General features: G+C 72.2%; 15 protein-coding genes. 3 read left to right on the forward strand and 12 right to left on the reverse strand.

The window, feature by feature from the left end:
- Positions 1-146: 146 nt before the first annotated feature.
- Together ACFY3L_RS43645 and ACFY3L_RS43650 are read right to left on the reverse strand one after the other, a co-directional pair.
- Positions 147-1,046 carry a hypothetical protein gene (locus ACFY3L_RS43645; RefSeq protein WP_389338899.1) on the reverse strand — a complete coding sequence of 300 codons (900 nt, stop codon included), beginning with the start codon at positions 1,044-1,046 and terminating at the stop codon, positions 147-149.
- On the reverse strand, positions 1,027-3,033 hold the full coding sequence (locus tag ACFY3L_RS43650; protein ID WP_389338902.1) for a hypothetical protein: 2,007 nt from the start codon (positions 3,031-3,033) through the stop codon (positions 1,027-1,029). The genes ACFY3L_RS43645 and ACFY3L_RS43650 overlap by 20 nt, the downstream gene beginning before the upstream one ends.
- A gap of 580 nt (positions 3,034-3,613) precedes the next feature.
- On the opposite strand from ACFY3L_RS43650, the gene ACFY3L_RS43655 reads away from it, so the two are divergent.
- Positions 3,614-5,176, forward strand: coding sequence for a tannase/feruloyl esterase family alpha/beta hydrolase (locus ACFY3L_RS43655; protein WP_389338905.1), 1,563 nt, complete (start codon positions 3,614-3,616; stop codon positions 5,174-5,176).
- A gap of 81 nt (positions 5,177-5,257) precedes the next feature.
- Here the strand turns inward: ACFY3L_RS43655 and ACFY3L_RS43660 are convergent, their stop codons facing one another.
- The 9 genes from ACFY3L_RS43660 to ACFY3L_RS43700 all read right to left on the reverse strand — a co-directional run bounded on the left by ACFY3L_RS43660 (position 5,258) and on the right by ACFY3L_RS43700 (position 12,087).
- Positions 5,258-6,022 carry a FadR/GntR family transcriptional regulator gene (locus ACFY3L_RS43660; protein WP_389338908.1) on the reverse strand — a complete coding sequence of 255 codons (765 nt, stop codon included), beginning with the start codon at positions 6,020-6,022 and terminating at the stop codon, positions 5,258-5,260.
- Positions 6,023-6,033: 11 nt separating this feature from the next.
- The gene (locus ACFY3L_RS43665) at positions 6,034-7,284 is read right to left on the reverse strand and encodes an amidohydrolase family protein (protein WP_389338911.1); all 1,251 of its coding nucleotides are present in this window, start codon (positions 7,282-7,284) and stop codon (positions 6,034-6,036) included.
- A gap of 11 nt (positions 7,285-7,295) precedes the next feature.
- Positions 7,296-8,117, reverse strand: a complete 822-nt coding sequence (locus ACFY3L_RS43670) for a class II aldolase/adducin family protein (RefSeq protein ID WP_389338914.1) — start codon at positions 8,115-8,117, stop codon at positions 7,296-7,298.
- A 188-nt stretch (positions 8,118-8,305) separates the two neighbouring features.
- The gene (locus ACFY3L_RS43675; RefSeq protein ID WP_389338917.1) at positions 8,306-8,638 is read right to left on the reverse strand and encodes a hypothetical protein; all 333 of its coding nucleotides are present in this window, start codon (positions 8,636-8,638) and stop codon (positions 8,306-8,308) included.
- A gap of 147 nt (positions 8,639-8,785) precedes the next feature.
- Positions 8,786-9,007, reverse strand: coding sequence for a 4Fe-4S dicluster domain-containing protein (locus ACFY3L_RS43680; protein ID WP_344499742.1), 222 nt, complete (start codon positions 9,005-9,007; stop codon positions 8,786-8,788).
- Positions 9,004-9,714 (reverse strand): GntR family transcriptional regulator, encoded by a 711-nt coding sequence (locus tag ACFY3L_RS43685; RefSeq protein WP_389338920.1) that lies wholly within the window; start codon positions 9,712-9,714, stop codon positions 9,004-9,006. The genes ACFY3L_RS43680 and ACFY3L_RS43685 overlap by 4 nt, the downstream gene beginning before the upstream one ends.
- A complete protein-coding gene (locus ACFY3L_RS43690) occupies positions 9,711-10,481 on the reverse strand; it encodes a thiamine pyrophosphate-dependent enzyme (RefSeq protein WP_360558785.1) in 771 nt (256 codons plus the stop codon). Before ACFY3L_RS43690 ends, ACFY3L_RS43685 begins: the two co-directional genes overlap by 4 nt.
- A complete protein-coding gene (locus tag ACFY3L_RS43695) occupies positions 10,478-11,539 on the reverse strand; it encodes a 3-methyl-2-oxobutanoate dehydrogenase subunit beta (protein WP_389338923.1) in 1,062 nt (353 codons plus the stop codon). Before ACFY3L_RS43695 ends, ACFY3L_RS43690 begins: the two co-directional genes overlap by 4 nt.
- Complete coding sequence (locus tag ACFY3L_RS43700) at positions 11,536-12,087, reverse strand: 2-oxoacid:acceptor oxidoreductase family protein (protein ID WP_344499734.1); 552 nt, start codon at positions 12,085-12,087, stop codon at positions 11,536-11,538. Before ACFY3L_RS43700 ends, ACFY3L_RS43695 begins: the two co-directional genes overlap by 4 nt.
- A gap of 79 nt (positions 12,088-12,166) precedes the next feature.
- Here ACFY3L_RS43700 and ACFY3L_RS43705 point away from each other — a divergent pair, with 79 nt between their 5' ends.
- Both ACFY3L_RS43705 and ACFY3L_RS43710 read left to right on the forward strand, forming a co-directional pair.
- The gene (locus tag ACFY3L_RS43705; protein ID WP_389338926.1) at positions 12,167-13,282 is read left to right on the forward strand and encodes a zinc-binding dehydrogenase; all 1,116 of its coding nucleotides are present in this window, start codon (positions 12,167-12,169) and stop codon (positions 13,280-13,282) included.
- On the forward strand, positions 13,264-14,697 hold the full coding sequence (locus tag ACFY3L_RS43710) for a class I adenylate-forming enzyme family protein (RefSeq protein WP_389338929.1): 1,434 nt from the start codon (positions 13,264-13,266) through the stop codon (positions 14,695-14,697). The genes ACFY3L_RS43705 and ACFY3L_RS43710 overlap by 19 nt, the downstream gene beginning before the upstream one ends.
- A 17-nt stretch (positions 14,698-14,714) precedes the next feature.
- On the opposite strand, the gene ACFY3L_RS43715 is transcribed toward ACFY3L_RS43710, so the two are convergent.
- Positions 14,715-16,301: a class I adenylate-forming enzyme family protein gene (locus tag ACFY3L_RS43715; protein WP_389338932.1), complete on the reverse strand. Its 1,587-nt coding sequence runs from the start codon at positions 16,299-16,301 to the stop codon at positions 14,715-14,717.
- Positions 16,302-16,359: the final 58 nt, after the last annotated feature.

A 16,359-nucleotide genomic window follows, 5' to 3' on the forward strand; every position in this document is an offset into this window, starting at 1 on the left:
CCCCGGCGCTGCGCCCCCGCGCGTGGGTGGCCCGGCCCCCCGCGGGGCCGCGCGGGGCCGGGCCGGCCGCCCCCCCGCCCGCTCGCCCGCGGGCCCCGGGGGGGGGGGGCCCGCCCCCCCCCCCCACGCCCGTGAGACAGCACGCGTCAGGCGCCGAGGGTGCCGACCTCCGCGCAGGCGAACGGCACGGTGATGCTGACCTCGCCCAGCTTGCCCGCGTCGTCGCTGAGGGCCGGCAGGGTCAGTGTGCCCGCGGGCCGCTCGGCCGGGCCGGTCATCGACGCCTTCGCGCCGCCGACGTCCTCCGCCGTCAGTTCGCTGAGGGTCACCCCTTTCTTCGGTTTCGGGGCGGACCAGTCGAGGCCGGACAGGGTGTTCATGAGGGCGCCGGTGTGCTGGACGACGGTGATGCTCAGGTCCTCGTCGGAGACGCTGCCGTCGGCGGCGATGGTGACGGTGCCGATGGCGCCGACGTGTGCGTCCGTGTCGAAGTAGAACGACACGCTGAGGTCGCCGCCGCTGCGGTAGCACCGGGTGGTGGCCGCCCAGCCCGGGCGGGTGCCGGGCATCCCGGCACCGCTGACCGTGATCTCCTGCGCCGGCAGGGTGGTGAGGGTCGCCGTGCAGTCCGTGGCACCCTCGATCGTGGCGAACACCCGCCGGTCGCCGCGCCGCAGCAGGAGGGCGGGCATCAGGCCGAGACCGCTGAAGACCTCCTGGGAGGTCGCCGCTTCCTTGGGGTAGCGCAGTTCGTCGGCGACGTACCACTGGCCGGCGCCCAGCATGTCCACGAGGCGGTCGCACCGCTGCGCCGTGACCATGCGCAGCCCGTCGCCGGGCAGCGGTACCGCGATCACCTCGGGGGTGACGTAGAGACCGGCGAAGCCGGCCGGCAGCGCGGCCCCCGGCGGGTTCGCGCCCGCCCCGGTCGTCGGCCGCGGCGCGGGCTTGTGGTCCGAGGTGCACGCGGCGAGGCCCCCGGCGAGGACCGTGGCGAGCAGTCCGGTGAGCACCCGGCGGCGGTGGTCAGAGGTTGTCGTACTCATACGTCACCTTCGGGCAGCGCGGGTCCTCGGTGACCCGCAGGACGGGCCAGGTGAGGTCACTGAGCGGGAACGAGTTGCCGGCCAGGAGGATCTCCACCTCGCCGACCGGGCGGCCGACCCGCCAGTCGTCGAGGATCTCGGCGCGGGTGTTCAGGTAGCGGTCCGGGTTGAGGTCGAGGACCCCGTCCAGGAACTGCTTGCCGCCCTCGCCGGTCATGATGAAGAACGGGTTGGGGCCGGACCGGTCGTTGGTCAGGACGCTGAGGTTCGAGTTCTCCTGGCCGCCGATGCTCTTCGGGACGGGAATCCCGGCGACGGCGCCGGCAAGCTGCTCGAACTCGCTGTACTCGACCCCGCTGTAGCCGCCCTTGCCCTTGAACGGCCCGGCCAGGCCGGTGCAGCTCACCAGGTCGACGTACACCTTGGGAATCGACGCGAGGATCAGGTTCACGGAGTTGCTGCCCTTGGCGACGAGGATGTCCGAGCCGTGATAGGTGACCGCGACCGTGATCGTCTGGCTCGGCAGCCCGGCCTTGACCAGGACGTCGCGGAGCAGGTCGAAGGTCTTGCCGATGCCGTAGCCGACCGGGTTGCCGAGCAGGCCGTAGGTATCGCCGAGCTCGAACGGGAAGCTCTCCTTGTCCAGCGCCGCGATGAACGTCGCCTTGCCGCGCAGCTCCGGCCCCTCGCCCGGCGGGTCCTCGACCGGCGGCTTGACCTCCAGCGTGGACTTGCCGTCCTTGCCGGTCTTCTCGCCACGGGTCATCTTGGCGCTGTCCGCGGCCACCGCCTGCAAGAGCTGGCCGCCGCCCTTCTGGATGGTGCCGACCTGCGGCTGCTGGCTGGACCAGCGGACCGTCAGGCCCTCCATCGGCCCGGCCTTCGGCATCTCGACGCCGGCGAGCGCGTAGCATTCGAGCTTCTCCAGGGCGACCTTGATGTCGAAGATCGCGGTGGCGGTCAGCGTCACGTGCTCGCCGCGGCTGCCCGGGGCGTGCTTGAAGTGCGTCGCGGACTTGTCGGCGGTGAGGTCGATGCGGGTGCCGAGCATCAGCATGATCGCGCTGGCCGTGGCGCCGGCCTTGCCCCACGCCTCGTTGGCCTTGTCGAAGATCTCCTTCGCGCCCTCGCCGAGGATCGCGCCGGCCAGCCGGTCCTTGAGCTCCCCTTTCAGGAAGTCGCTGTTGGCCTTGATGACCGGGTCGTCCGGGGCGGCGAACAGGGCCGCGAACTCGCCGCACGCACCCTTCGGGTCCTCCGCGTGGGCCACGCCGCCGCCGACCAGCCGGTCGAGCAGGCCGGGCGCGGGCGCGGCCGTGCCGTTCTTGGCACCCTTGGCTACCAGCGCGAACCGGCTCGTCGCGTGGCTGAGCAGGAGGATCGTCTGCAACGGGTCGAACCACACCTCGGCCGGGTCGGCGGCGGGATGGATCACCTGGCGGTGCTGGGCGGCGAGGGCGCGCACGGCGGCGCCCGCGGTCGTGAACACCGCGCCGTCGCCGGGCTGCTTGCCCCAGCCGCCGATCGCCGTGGCGAGCTGCGCGAAGGTCGGCGCCTTGTCGGTCAGCCCGACGGCCACCAGCAGCGCCGAGAACTGCTCCGGCGTGTACCTGTCGCCCTCCCGCGTCGCCTCGGCGAGCAGCGGGACCAGCTCGGCGTAGATCGGCGCGTCCAGCAGCGTCACCTCGTCCGGGGCGGCGACGACCGGCCCTTTCGCGGACACGATCGCGAACCCCGAGCGCCGCAGCAGCTCGGCGGTGGCGGCCGGGGCGCCGGCCGGGTCGCTGGTGATCGTCGCGACGAGCTGCTCCGCCGCGGCCGCCGGCTCGGCGGGCAGGCCGGCAGCGGCGGCGGCGACGGACTTGCGGTCGACGGCGCCGCGTGCGGCTGTGTCGCCGCGGTCGCTGTCGTCGGTGCAGCCACTCGCCGCCAGTGTCGCGACGACGGCCAGGGCCAGCCAACGCCGGCCGGTTGAGCTACGTCTCAAAGAACTTCCTCACCAACGGTCTCACGACGCTTCCCGGGCCACGCACCGGCCGGTTCGGCCGGGGCGACGGCATGCGGCCTGGCCCGAGCAGAACACCACGCGCCTGTCCCGAGCGGTAAGGGACCACCGTCCCGGTGGGCCGGGACAAGTGGCCGCTGCCGGTCGCCGCGGCGTCGATCATGTACCGATCAGACGGGAGCGGGAAACGCAGCTGTCGGACTGTGGACACGAATCATTCTCACGGCGAGTGGGGTTGTCGCAGGCGCCCGGCGCTCGTCGTGCCTGGAAGTCGACGGCCGACCAATGGCCGACCAGCGCAGAACCAGCGCCGGACCAGCCGGCTCAGCATCTCCCACCGCCGCGGCGGCTCGGGCCGTCCGGCCCGCCTCGGCACGCCGGTAGATCACTGCCTTTAGGGTGTTCAGGATGCCCACACCCGCGCCGATCGTTGCCCAGATCGGGCTTTCCGCACGCTCGGCCCGGCGCCGTCTGCTCCGCCGGCGTGTGACGCGGGCCTCGGCGGGTAGTCAGCGCGGTGTCGATGCAGGTCCGCCTGCGCGGCCGTCCCACGGGAGCAGCGATGCGAACACCTCTGACTGTCATCGGCGCGCTCCTACTGCCGGTGGCGCTGACGTTGTCCGCCGCCGCCGTGCTGCTCACCGGTCACAGCAATTGCCCACACCTGTCCCAGCCGTCCCTACCCGGCACGCGAATCCTCGCGATGTCTGCGGTCGCCCGCCCGGACGGCATCAGTGCGCGGGCCTCCCGCCTCGGTCGGCCCGGTGCCAGCGGCGTTCCGGCGTCCTGCGACGTCACGATCATCCTGACGCACCCGCCGCTTCGTGACCAGGTCCGCATCGAGGTGTGGCTGCCACAATCGACGTGGAACGGCCGTTTCCAGGCCACCGGCGGCGGAGCGTTCGCCGCGGGCGAGTTCGAGCGCGCCCTCGGCCCAGCGGTCCGGCGGGGCTACGCGGCGGCGTCCACCGACGCCGGTGTGCCGAGCACCGCCAAGAGCCCGCCGGTCTGGGCGCTGCGCCGGGACCGGACGATCAACGAGGGGCTGTTGGCCAACTTCGCCTACCGCTCAGTGCACGACATGAGCCAGATCGGCAAACAGGTGATCACCGGGTTCTACGGCCGGCCGCCCGCCTACTCATACTTCACCGGCTGCTCGACCGGCGGCCGGCAGGGCCTGACCGAGGCGCAGCGCTACCCCGGCGACTTCGACGGCATCCTCGCCGACGCGCCCGCCATCGCCTGGAACCGCCTTACCCTGGCGCAGCTCTGGCCGCAGGTCGTCATGAACGAGGCAGGTGTCCATCCGACCGCATGCGAGTTCGCCGCCTTCAACCGCGCCGCAATCGCCGCGTGCGACAGCGACGACGGGCGCCTCGACGGGATCATCTCGCGACCAGACACCTGCCGGTTCGACCCCGGCCGGCTCGTCGGCACGAGCGTGCGCTGTCACGGCCGCACGATCCGGATCAGCCCGGCGGACGCCGACATCGTCCGCCGGATCTGGGACGGCCCGACGACCCGCGCCGGCGAACGGCAGTGGTACGGCCTGCCGCGCGGCGCGTCCTTCAGCTGGCTGGCCGGCACAACCAAGCCCCTGCTCGGGCCAAGGCACGGCGTGCCGTTCCCCGTTGCCGCGGACTGGATCCGCTACTTCCTGCTGCGCCAACCGCACCGCGACGTCTCCACCATCGGCGACGCCGAGTACGAGCGCCTGTTCAACGAGTCCCAGGCCCGCTACAGCGCCGTCATCGGCTCCGACGATCCCGACCTGTCCGCCTTCCGCACCGCCGGCGGCGGCAAAATGATCACCTGGCACGGCCTGGCCGACCCAGCCGTCTTCTCGCAGGGCACGGTCGACTACCGACGCCGCGTCGAATCCGCCATGGGCGGCGCCAAGGCCACCGACCGGTTCTACCGCGTCTTCCTTGCCCCGGGCGTGGGGCGCTGCTCCGGCGGGGCCGGACCCGTCCCCACCGACCCGCTCGCCGCGCTCGTGGACTGGGTCGAACACGACCGCGCGCCCGACACACTGCCCGCCGCCACCACCGGAGCACATCCGCACCTCAGCAGCGTCCTGTGCCGCTACCCGCAGCAGGCAACCGCCGACCGTCCCTGTCACTGACAGACCCGTCGGTCGCCGGGGACTTACGAATGCTCATCCCTCCGGAGACTGAACCGCTTTCGAAAAAGGCCGTTACCTCCGCTACCCGCGTGGCTGCCGGCGGATCAGGGCTGTGTCGATGACGGCGGACGGGCCGGCCGGGCTGGGGTTGCGCTGCGCGGACGTCAGGTGCTCGGTGACGAGCCGGTGCACCTCGTCGGCGGCGCCCTGCTCGATGAGCGCGAGGATCCGGCCGTGCACCTCGCCGGCCGCGCGGCGTTCGCGCAGTGGTACGCCAGTGGTCTCCCGGATGCGGGTGGCCCAGTCCTGCTCGTGACTGGACCACAGGGCTTCCAGCGCCCCGGCGAGCACGATCAGCGGCGGGTTGCCGCACAGGCCGACGAGGGCCTCGTGGAAGCGGCGGGACACGCCGACGACCTCGACCAGGTCGTCGATGCGGGCCAGATACTCCTCGTGCAGCGCCCGCAGCCGCGGGACCACGGTGTCGGCCCGGTCGGGCCGGCCGGCGCACAGGGCGGCGCAGGCCGGCTCGACGTGGCGGAGCGCGGTGGCGACGTCGTCGATGCCGACGCGTTGCGCGGCGAGGACGAGGCCGAGGTTGTAGCCGAGGTTCGCCGGGGAGGGCCGGTGCACGACCGCACCGCCGAGCCGTCCCCGGCGGACCGTGATCAGGCCTTCCGCCTCCAGGATGCGCATCGCCTCGCGGAACGTCGGCATGCTCACCGGGTAGCGCTGGATGAGTTCCTCCGACTTGGGCAGCGGGGCGCCGTCTGCGAGCTCACCGCGCACGATCTGGCCGCGGATGTGATCGGCCACCTGCTCGGCGAGCCGGTCGGCTGAGACCATGGAGGCGGAGTCTAGTAGGCGTCCGGGTCGTCCTGGACCGCGGGTGGGACCGGGTGCCGGTATACCCTGGACGCGTTCTCCCAGGTCATCTTGCGCACGTCGGCGTCGGGCAGGCCACCGATCTCCTCCTCGATGGTGCGCTGGGTGTGCGGCCAGGTCGAGTCGCAGTGCGGGTAGTCCTGCTCGAGGAAGATGTGGTCGACGCCGATGACGTCGCGCAGCGCGAAGGACGACGGGTCCTCGACCGCGCAGAAGTAGAAGTTGCGCAGCAGCACCTCGGCTGGGGTCAGGTCGATGCCCTTCCAGGTGCCGTACATCTCGTGGTAGCTCAGCATGTGGTTGAGCCGGTCGACGAGGCCGGGCACCCAGCCGATGCCGCCCTCCGACAGCACGATCTTGATGCCGGGGAACCGCACCGGGATACGGGAGTACAACCAGTCCACGGCGGAGAACATCGAGTACCCGAAGAACAGCACGCCGACGACGTCCGGCGGGGCGTCCGGGGCGGTGGACGGCGAGGTTCCCGACGAGCCGATGTGCAGGTTGATGACGGTGCCGGTCTCCTCGCAGGCGCGCATGATCGGGTCCCAGTGCCCGGTGTGCAGCGACGGCATGCCGAGCAGGTGCGGTGCCTCGGTGAAGGTGACGGCCTTGAACCCGCGCTCGGCGTTACGGTAGATCTCCTGGGCGCCGACCTCGGGGTCCAGGAAGTACGGCAGCTGGCAGGGGATCATGCGGTCCGGGTAGGCGCCGGACCACGCCTCGATGTTCCAGTCGTTCCAGGCGCGGGTGGCGGCGAGGGCCAGCTCGGTGTCCTTCGTGGACAGTTGCAGGCGCTGGCCGGCGAAGCCGGGCAGGAACGACGGGAAGCACAGCGAGGCGTACACGCCGCTGAGGTCCATGTCCTTGATGCGTTCGTGGATGTCCCACGAGCCGCGGCGCATGTCGTCGAAGCGGCTCGGTTCCATGCTGTACTCGTTGACCGGCCGGCCGACGACAGCGTTGAAGCCGACGTTCGGGAACTCCTTGCCGTCGTAGATCCAGACGTGGCTGCCGTCCTGTTCGACGACCCGGGGCGTCTGCTCGGCGAACTTCGCCGGCATGCGGCCCTCGAACGCGTCGGGCGGCTCGACGATGTGGTCGTCGACGGAGATGAACGTGTACTTGCGGGGCTGGCGGGGCGGGTCGGGCAGGAAGGTCACCTTCGACCGGTCGGCGATGGTGAACGAACTGTTCTGCAGTAACTCGTCGATCGATGCCATGACGTTGCCTTTCAGTCCAGTACTTCAGGCTCGCGGCGCAACAGTGAGCGCACGGCGCCGGCCCAGAACACGTCGGTGCCCCGCTCCAGCAGTGACTTCTTCATGCCGTGCCGCAGGCCGGGGGCGATCTCCAGGGGGTCGCGGCCGAGCAGCATGACGTCGTAGGCGAGGCGGCAGGCACGGTCGATGCTCGCCGAGCGGTATGTCGCCTCCTGGATCGTCGGGGCGGTGACGATGATGCCGTGGCTGGCGAGGATGACCACGGAGCTGTCCCCGATCCGGCGGGCCAGGTCGGCGCCGAGCGCGGCGTCGTCGACCTCGCCGGTGTATTCGTGCACGAACGCGAGGTCGCCGTCGTACATGCACCCGGTCTGGTGCACGATTTGCGGCAGCACTCCGATCGCGGCGAGCACGGTGACGTAGTACGGGTGGTTGTGCACGACGACCCTGGCGTCGGGCCGGACCCGGTGCAGTTCGGTGTGGATGTGGATGGCCGGGGTGACGTCCCACCGGCCATCCAGGACGGTGCCGTCCCGGTCGACCACGCACAGGTCGGACGCGGAGATCTCCTCCCACCACAGGCCCCACGGGTTGACCCACATGGCACCTTCAGTGCCGCCTGGGCCGCCTGGGCCGTCTTTGACCATGGTGATGTGGCCGGCGATGTTCTCGCTGAAGCCGCTGTTCCCCAGGATGCGGAACGCGCAGGCCAGGGCCTGCCGGTCGGTGAGGTCGACGCCGATCGGCGGGGTGATGCGGGGCGACCAGGTGGCGGTCCCGCCGTCGCGCATGGGCGCGTCGGTCGAGCCGGGCGGTGCTGTCGTGAGTGTCACGGCTCACCTCCAAATCTTTTAGAAGATTAAGCCGCACCTCGCCAGTAAATCAAGCAATCGCTTGGTTGACTTCACCTCGCCACTGACGTGGCGCCGCCCAAGGCGGCAGCATGACTACCCGGTGGATCGCCGGTCTGCTGGGACCACCGATCCACCGGGCAGACGACGTGTTCATCAAGCCCCGCGGGCTAGCGCTCCTTGGCGCAGATGACGACGCCCTTGCTGCCGGGCTGTTCGCGCCAGTAGTCGAAGGCGGCGTCCGGCCACCGGGCGCAGATGATCGAGACGTCCCTGGCGTCCTCGTCGGCGCGGTTCTCGACCCGGCCGAGCACGACGTACCGCGCGCCGGTGGACCCGCAGTCGGCCGTCTCGAACGTCGACGGGGTGGGTTTCCTCAGGCAGTCACCGGCGCCGGGGGCGGCCGGCTCGTCGCGGACGAGGAACCACACGGCGGCGACGGCGACGGCGAGGACCGCCGGGTGCGGCGTCGCGAGATATCGAAGGACATGATGAACGAACACCAGCGCCACGGACTGTCGGCAAACCGTCTCGGTGCGACTGTGCGCGCGACGTGGCCTGCTACGACAGCGGCGGCGCGCGGGTCAACGCCGGCTTCCTGACCAGCGCTGACTTCAACAACTGACCGTCCGTCGGGAGCCCCGCCACCCTCACGCGGGCGGCGGGGTGTATCGGTAGACGGCGATGACGAAGTCGGGGCAGACGATCTGGCAGGCGGTACATCCAGTGCAGCCGTCGTGCAGCTCCGGATACCGGTAGCCCTGCTCGTTGACGGTCGCGGACATGCTCAGCACGCTGGGTGGGCAGGCGGCCAGGCACAGCTCGCAGCCCTTGCAGCGGTCGGTGTCGATGACGAGGGTGCCACGGCTCACGGGGTCGTTCCCTTCAGGACGGCCGCCGCGTCCGTCCACTCTGCACCGTCCACGACGGACGGTGGGAAGACGCCGCGGCGGCGCAGCGCGGCGACGGCGTTGTCGGCGGTGAGGCGCAGGTGCGCGAGGGCCGCGGCGCCGGCGGCGTCGGGGTCCCCGTCGCGGATCGCGGCGTATTCGGCGTGCAGGGCGGCGCGCTCGGCCGGCAGGGCGTCGTCGATGGAGAACCGGGCCGCGGCCGGGACCAGGCCGCTGAACGTGCGCAGCAGCGCCCGCAGGTGGTTGCTGGCGCCGGCGACGTTGACGACCCGGCGGAACTCGCGGGCCAGGGACTCGAATTCGGCCGGGTCGTCGCAGCCGGCCAGACTCTCGTCGAGCTTGCCCAGAGCCTCCACGACCGCCGGGTCGCGGCGCGCGGCGACGCGGCGGTTGGTCAACGCGCTGAGCATGCCGTAGAGCTCGAACGCCTCCCGGACGGTGGCGTCGTCGAACTCCGCGACGAACGCCCGTTTGTAGTGGGCGCGTTCGACGAGACCGTCGCGTTCGAGCTGGATGAGGCCCTCGCGGACCGGCACCCGGCTCACGCCGAGCCGCGAAGCGATCTCGTCGAGGTCGAGACGCTGGCCGCTGCGCAGCTCACCGGCGAACAACAGGTCCAGCACGTGCGCCGCGACCGCCTCGCTGGTGTTGGCCCGCTGCAGCTTCACCGGGTCACCAGCTCGCCGATGCCGTACGTCTGCTCCATGGTGCCCTGCTGATACGACGGTCCTTCGGCGGTCGGCACGAACCAGCCGGTCGGGCACATGGTGAGGATCTCCACCAGGCTGAACCCGCCACCGGCGAGCTGCGTCTCGAACGCCTTGCGCAGCATCCGTTTCGCCTGCAGCACCCCACCGGCGCTGGAGACGGCGCCGCGGGCGACGTAGCCGACGCCCTGCAGCGACGCGACCAGGTCGGCGACCGGGATCGGGTAGCCGTGGGTGTCCGGGTCGCGCCCGTCGATGCTGGTCTTGGTGCGCTGGCCGAGGACGGTGGTGGCGGTCTGCTGGCCGCCAGTGTCGCCGAAGACCCCGTTGTTGAGCATCACGCAGGTGATGTTCTCACCGCGGGCGGCGGCGTGCAGCACCTCCTGCAGCCCTTCGTTGGCCATGTCCCCGTCGCCCTGCAGGGTGAACACGGCGACGCCGGGGCGGACCCGTTTGATGCCGGTGGCGCACGCCGGGGCGCGGCCGTGCAGGCACTGCAGGACGTCGACGTCCATGATGCGCACGAAGCTGCCGTAGCAGCCGTGCCCGACGACGCCGATGCTGCGCTGCACGATGTCGAGCTCCTGCAGCACCTCCAGCAGGATCCGCAGGGCGACGGGCTCGCCGCAGCCGGGGCACAGCGAGTGCTCGCCGAGCAGGAGACTGGGCTTGAAGTCGGCGACCTGTTTCGCCGGGACGGCGGGCGGCCCGGACGTGTCGATGATCATGTCGCACCTAGGATTCGTTCGCGGATCACGGGGGCGTCGAGCAGGGGACCGTAGGAGAGCCCGGACTCGGCGATGCTGACCCCGCCGACGAACCGGACGGCGTCGCGGTCGGCGGCGTGGATGCGCACGTCGTCGAGCATCTGCCCGGCGTTGAGCTCGAAGACCAGGACGTTGCGGGCGCCGGCGGTGGCACGGCGCAGCGCGGCGCCGGGAAACGGCCACAGGGTGACGGGCCGGAACCAGCCGATGCGGTGGCCTTCGGCGCGCAGCCCGGTCACGACGTGCTCGACGAACTTCGCCGCCGTGCCGAACGCCACCACGACGGTCTCGGCGTCGTCCACCATGGACTCCTCGTGGCGCTGCTCCTCCGCGGCGATCCGGTCGAACTTGCCGGCGACCGCGCGCCAGTGCCCGTCGGGGCCGGGGCCGGGGTCGTTGGCCTTGCCCATCGCCCAGGTCCAGATCTGGCGGCTGCGGCCGGTGCCGCCGCCGGTGCCGTCCAGCGCCCAGTCCTTGGCCGGCAGCGGGCCGAAGTCGAGGGCCTGGACGTCGACGCCGACGCGGGTTTGCGCGAGCAGCGGATCGCCGTACAGCATGACCGGCGCGCGGTGCTTGTCGGCGAGGTGGAACAGCAGCTGGGTGTGCTCGACGGCCTCCGGGACGTCCTTCGGGGCGAGGGTGATCGTGCGGTAGTCGCCCCAGCCGCCGCCGCGGGTGGCCTGGAAGTAGTCCTGCTGGTTGCGGGCCAGGTTGAACACGACGAACGGGGTCTCGTTGAGCGCGGCCTCGGCGATCGCCTCCTGCATCAGCGCGATGCCCTGCCCGCACGAGCCGGTCGCGGCGCGGGCTCCGGCCGCGGCGGCGCCGAGGGTCATGTTGACGCCTTCGATCTCGCTCTCCGCGTTGAGGCAGACCCCGCCGGCCTTGGGCAGCCGCCGTGACATCTCCTCCAGCAGGCCGGTGAACGGTGACATCGGGTAGCCGGTGAAGAACCGGCACCCGGCGGCGATCGCCGCCTCAGCCATGGCGGCCCCGCCGTCGAGCAGTTCCAGGCTCATGCCACACCGGCCCGCACGGTCAGGGCGCCCGCCTCGAGGGCGCGCGCGTTGGCGGGGGCGTGCTGCTGCCGGTAGGGAGGCAGCAGCTCCTCCATCGCGGCGACCAGCGACGCCGCCGCCACCATCGTGGTGAGGGCGTTGTAGGCGCCGAGGAGGACGAACCCGGACGCGTTCGGCGCGCCGCACTCCTTGGCCGCGGCCATCGCGTCGACGACGAAGACCCGCAGGTCGGCGCGGAAGCCGTCGGGGTCGACGAGCGGGGTGTTGGCCACGACGATGCCGCCGGGTCGGAGCCGGTCCTGCACGCCCTCGGCGAAGCGATGGTGGGCGAAGATCGCGGACCAGGCTGACGGCAGGATCGGCAGGGCGTGCAATGGGGCGTCGCCGACGACGACGCCGGCCTTGGACGGCCCGCCGCGCATCTCGCCGCCGTAGTCCGCGGCGAGCATCGCATAGCGCCCCTCCCGGGTGGCGGCGAGGGCGAGGGTCTTCGCGAGCAGCTGGATGCCCTGCCCGCCGACCCCGGTGACGATGAGCTCCCGCTCCATCCGAGCCTCCCTTGACGAGATTTGAATATTGAATACAAAATCTAACCGCACCGTCAAGCACGGCCGAGGAGAGCATGAGATGCGGGCACTGGTACTGCACGGCTTCGGCGATCCGACCGTCGAGGAGGTCCCGGACCCGGTCCCCGGGCCGGACGAGGTCGTCATCGACGTCGCCTGCGTCCAGCCGAGCGTCACCGAGTGCATGCTCATCGCCGGTGACCCGGTCGCCATGCACGACGTCCTCGCCGCCCGGCTCGCCGCCGGGCCGACCCGCTTCGGCGGCCACGAGTTCGCCGGGGTCATCAGCATCGCCGGGCCGGGAAGCGGGCACGCGGTCGGGGACCGGGTGACCGCCGTCGAGACGGCCGCGTGCGGCACCTGCGCCGCCTGCCGCCGGGACCGCCCGGACGCCTGCCCCTCCCCCGGTGTGCTCGGCTTCACCCGGGCGGGGGCGTTCGCCGAGCGGGTCGCCGTGCCGGCGAAGTCGGTCGTCACCGTCCCGGACGGGGTCACCGCGGCGCAGGCCGCCGCCGTGCAGCCCCTCGCCGGCGCGCTGCACGGGCACGCCATCGCCGAGGTGCGGCCCGGCGACAGCGTCCTCATCCTCGGCGCCGGCGTGATGGGTGTGCTGCACACGCAGGTGGCCCGGCACGGCGGCGCCGGCCTGATCATCGTCACCGGCCGCAGCCCCGCCAAACGGCGGCTCGCTCTCGCGGCCGGTGCCGATGCTGTCATCGACGCGACCGAGGACGTCCACGCCGCGGTCCTGGAGGCGACCGGCGGCATCGGCGCCGACGTGGTGTTCGAGACCGCGGGCGGCATGCCGAGCGCCGGACTCGCCGGCACGTCCACCTTGGAGCTGGCCGCCCAATGCGTGCGGCGCGGCGGGCGGATCGTCATGGTCGCGGTCCTGCCCCGGCACGCGAGCGCACCGCTGGGGCTGCTGCGGGAGCGTGCCGTGGCACTGCTGCACCCGCGGTCCGGCGCGGGCGGCTACTCCCCCGGCGGCGGCGCGTTCGAGCAGGCGCTGCGCCTGGTGCGCCGCGGCGACGTCGACCTCGACTGCCTGGTGACGCACCGGCTCGACGGCGTCGACGCGCTGCCGAAGGCCCTGGAGATCACCCGCGACAAGGCGGCGCACGCCGCAGCCGGCCCCGCACAGGTCAGCATCGGCCCGTGGGACGCAGCCGCATGAGCCTGCTGATCGGGGACATCGTCACGCTTGCCGCGCTCACCGCCCCTGGACGGACCGCTGCCACCCTCGGCGCGGGGGCGGTGACGTTCGCGGAGCTGGACGTCGCCGCGAACCGGACAGCGAACGCCCTCGCCGCCCGCGGGGTCGGCACCGGCGACATCGTGCTGTGGTGCGCGACGCCCACCCTGCGCTCCCTGGACGTGTTCGTCGCCTGCGCGCGGCTCGGCGCGGTGTTCGCCCCGCTGAACCCCGCTCTGCCGGTGCACGAGCGCGACGCGGTCCGCCGGTACCTCGACCCCCGGCTCGTGCTGTCGGACCTGGCGTTCGGCGAGGCGGGAGTCGTACACCACGAAACCCTCGGCAACGGCTCCAGCGGCTGGGACCGGCGGCCGGTGGACGACGCGGCGCCGCACATCGTCTACCTGACCAGCGGTAGCACCGGCACACCGAAGGGCGCCCTGGTCAGCCACCGGGCGAGCTGGCTGCGTGCGGCACCCGGCGGCGGCACGTTCACCAGCGGCCTGCGCGGGCACGGCGGCGTGGTGTGCACGTTCCCGCTGTACCACTACGGCGGCTGGCACTACGTGATGGAGGCCTGGCAGCACCGCACCGCCGTGCACCTGGTGCGCCGCGCCGACGCCGTCGAGGTGATCGACGTGGTCCGCCGGCAGCGCCCCTCGGCGCTGTACTGCATCCCGGCGGTCTGGGAACGTCTGCTGGACCGGGAGCACCGCGCCGCCGACCTGCGCTCGCTCCTGCACGCCGACACCGGCACGTCCAGCGTCGCCGCGGACCTCGTCGAACGGATCAAGGCCAGGCTGCCCGGCACGACCACGACGATCCTGTACGGCTCCACCGAAGCCGGCCGGATGGCGGCACTGCACGACTGGGATCTGGCCCGCAAGCCCGGCAGCGTCGGGCGGGCCGCGACCCCGAACGCCTTGTGGCTGGCCGCCGACGGCGAGGTCTGCGTCGAAGGCCCCGCGCTGATGAACGGCTACCTCGGCGCCGACCCGCTCACCGGCGAGTACCGCTCCGGCGACCTCGGCCGCCTCGACGAGGACGGCTACCTGTTCCTGACCGGCCGCACCCGCGAGGTGATCCGCACCGGCGGCGAGTCGGTCGGCCCGGCGGAGGTCGAGCACGCGCTACGCGACCTGCCGGGCGTGCTCGACGTGGCGGTCGTCGGCCTGCCCGACGACCGGTGGGGCGAGGTCGTCTGCGCGGTGTTCGTGGTCCCCGACGGCTGCCCGCCGCCGACGGTGGCCCAGGTGCGGTCGCATGTGGAGGGCCGGCTCGCCGGGTTCAAGGTGCCCCGCCGAGTCGCGACGACCAGCACGATCCCCCGCACCCCCGCGACCGGCCAGATCCAGCGCGGCCGCCTGCGCGATCTGCTCACTGGCCCGAAGGCCTGACGGAGCGGCAACGCCTTTCAGGCACGCAGGCGCTGGCGGAGCTGGGCCTTGGCGACCTTGCCACCGGAGCCGCGGGGCAGGTCCGGCACGATCTCCAGGCGCTCCGGCCAGTTGTCCCGGGACACCCCGCGCGCGTCGAGGTGCTGGCGGAGCCCGTCGAGGTCGAGGGTCTCCGCGTCGCGCAGCACGACGAAGGCGCAGACCCGCTCGCCGAATGTCGGGTCCGGCGCTGCCACCGCGGCGACCATGGCGACCGCGGGGTGCGAGCCGACGTGGTCCTCGACAGCGGCGGCGCTGATGTTCTTGCCGCCGCGGATGATGAAGTCGGACTTGCGGTCCACGACCCGCAGGTAGCCGTCGGCGTCGATGGTGCAGATGTCGCCGGTGAGCATCCAGCCGTCGGCCGTGAACAGCGCCTCGTTGGCGGCAGGGTCGGCGAAGTAGCCCAGGCACGTGGCGGGGCCGGCGCACGCGGCCTGGCCGGGGCCGCCGACGGCGGTAACGTCGGTGCCGTCCTCGGCGAACAGCCGCACCCGCATCGCGTCGATGACCTTCCCGGCGGTACGCAGCCGCTGGTCGGTGGTGTCGGTGACCGAGGTCCGCGACAGTGCGCCGGTCTCGTTGGAGCCGAAGAACTGCAACACTCTGGCGCCGGTGCGGCGTTCGAACTCGGCGGCCCGCTCGAACGGCACGGCCTCGCCGCCGGTGAACATGACCCGCAGCGACGACAGGTCCACGTCCGAGGCGACCGGCGAGTTGAGCATCATGATGAACTGGGTGCTGACGCAGCACACGACGGTGACCCGCTCGCGCTCGATGAGGCGCAGCGCCTCGTCGGCGGAGAAGCGGGGCATGACCACGGTTGGGGCGCCCAGCAGCGTGGGGGTGAAGTTGGCGGTCCACTGCGCGAAGCCGTAGGGCGCCGGGATCAGCGTCAGGAACACGTCGTCGGGGCGCAGGTCGCCACACTCGACGGCGAGCTCGTGGTAGTAGAACCAGCGGTCCTGGTTGTGCACCACGCATTTGGGCATGCCGGTCGTGCCAGACGTCGAGTTCAGCAGGTGGATCTCGTCGCGGCGCAGCTCGTGCGCCCCTTTCGGCGCGACCGTGCCGTCCTCGAGTTTCTGGATTTCGAGGTGTACGACGATGCCGAGCCCCTCCACGAGTGCGGCGACCGGCTCGTCGCGGTGCCGGGCCAGACTGACGAGCGCGGTGGCACCCCCGACGGTGAGCAGGTGCCGGACCTCCAGACGGGCCGCCCGCGGGCCGATCGCGACGACGATCATGCCGGCCTTCATCGCGGCGAGGTACACGACGTGCACCTCGACGCCGTCGGGCAGCAGGACCCCGACGCGGGTGCCGCGCGGGAGCCCGGCGTCGGCGAGCCGCTGCGCGAAGGCGGTGGAGCGGGCGTCGAACTGCGCCCAGGTGAGCCGGTCGTCGCCGGCGACGAAGGCGATGCCGTCCGGTTGCGCCGCGGCGTGCCGGCGGACGGTGTCGGGCAGCGTCTCGCCGTCCCGCACCTCGGCGAGGCGGTCGGCGACGTAGCGCTCGTGGACGCTGCCGGGCGCCGGCGCGGCTCCGGCGGGGAACAGGTCGTGCACGAAGAACCCCCAAGACCTCTACCAAACAAGCGCTTGGTTGTGCCATTCTGTTCCTGAC

It is taken from the genome of Dactylosporangium sp. NPDC000521 (genome assembly GCF_042898305.1).
Taxonomy (GTDB): Bacteria; Actinomycetota; Actinomycetes; order Mycobacteriales; family Micromonosporaceae; genus Dactylosporangium.

What these genes read in the sequence shown, in the direction of transcription:
- ACFY3L_RS43665 (WP_389338911.1), bottom strand. Translation starts at nt 7,284, where the DNA reads ATGGCATCGATCGACGAGTTACTGCAGAACAGTTCGTTCACCATCGCC.
- ACFY3L_RS43690 (WP_360558785.1), bottom strand. Translation starts at nt 10,481, where the DNA reads ATGATCATCGACACGTCCGGGCCGCCCGCCGTCCCGGCGAAACAGGTC.
- ACFY3L_RS43655 (WP_389338905.1), top strand. Translation starts at nt 3,614, where the DNA reads ATGCGAACACCTCTGACTGTCATCGGCGCGCTCCTACTGCCGGTGGCG.
- ACFY3L_RS43660 (WP_389338908.1), bottom strand. Translation starts at nt 6,022, where the DNA reads ATGGTCTCAGCCGACCGGCTCGCCGAGCAGGTGGCCGATCACATCCGC.
- ACFY3L_RS43700 (WP_344499734.1), bottom strand. Translation starts at nt 12,087, where the DNA reads ATGGAGCGGGAGCTCATCGTCACCGGGGTCGGCGGGCAGGGCATCCAG.
- ACFY3L_RS43695 (WP_389338923.1), bottom strand. Translation starts at nt 11,539, where the DNA reads ATGAGCCTGGAACTGCTCGACGGCGGGGCCGCCATGGCTGAGGCGGCG.
- ACFY3L_RS43705 (WP_389338926.1), top strand. Translation starts at nt 12,167, where the DNA reads ATGCGGGCACTGGTACTGCACGGCTTCGGCGATCCGACCGTCGAGGAG.
- ACFY3L_RS43645 (WP_389338899.1), bottom strand. Translation starts at nt 1,046, where the DNA reads ATGAGTACGACAACCTCTGACCACCGCCGCCGGGTGCTCACCGGACTG.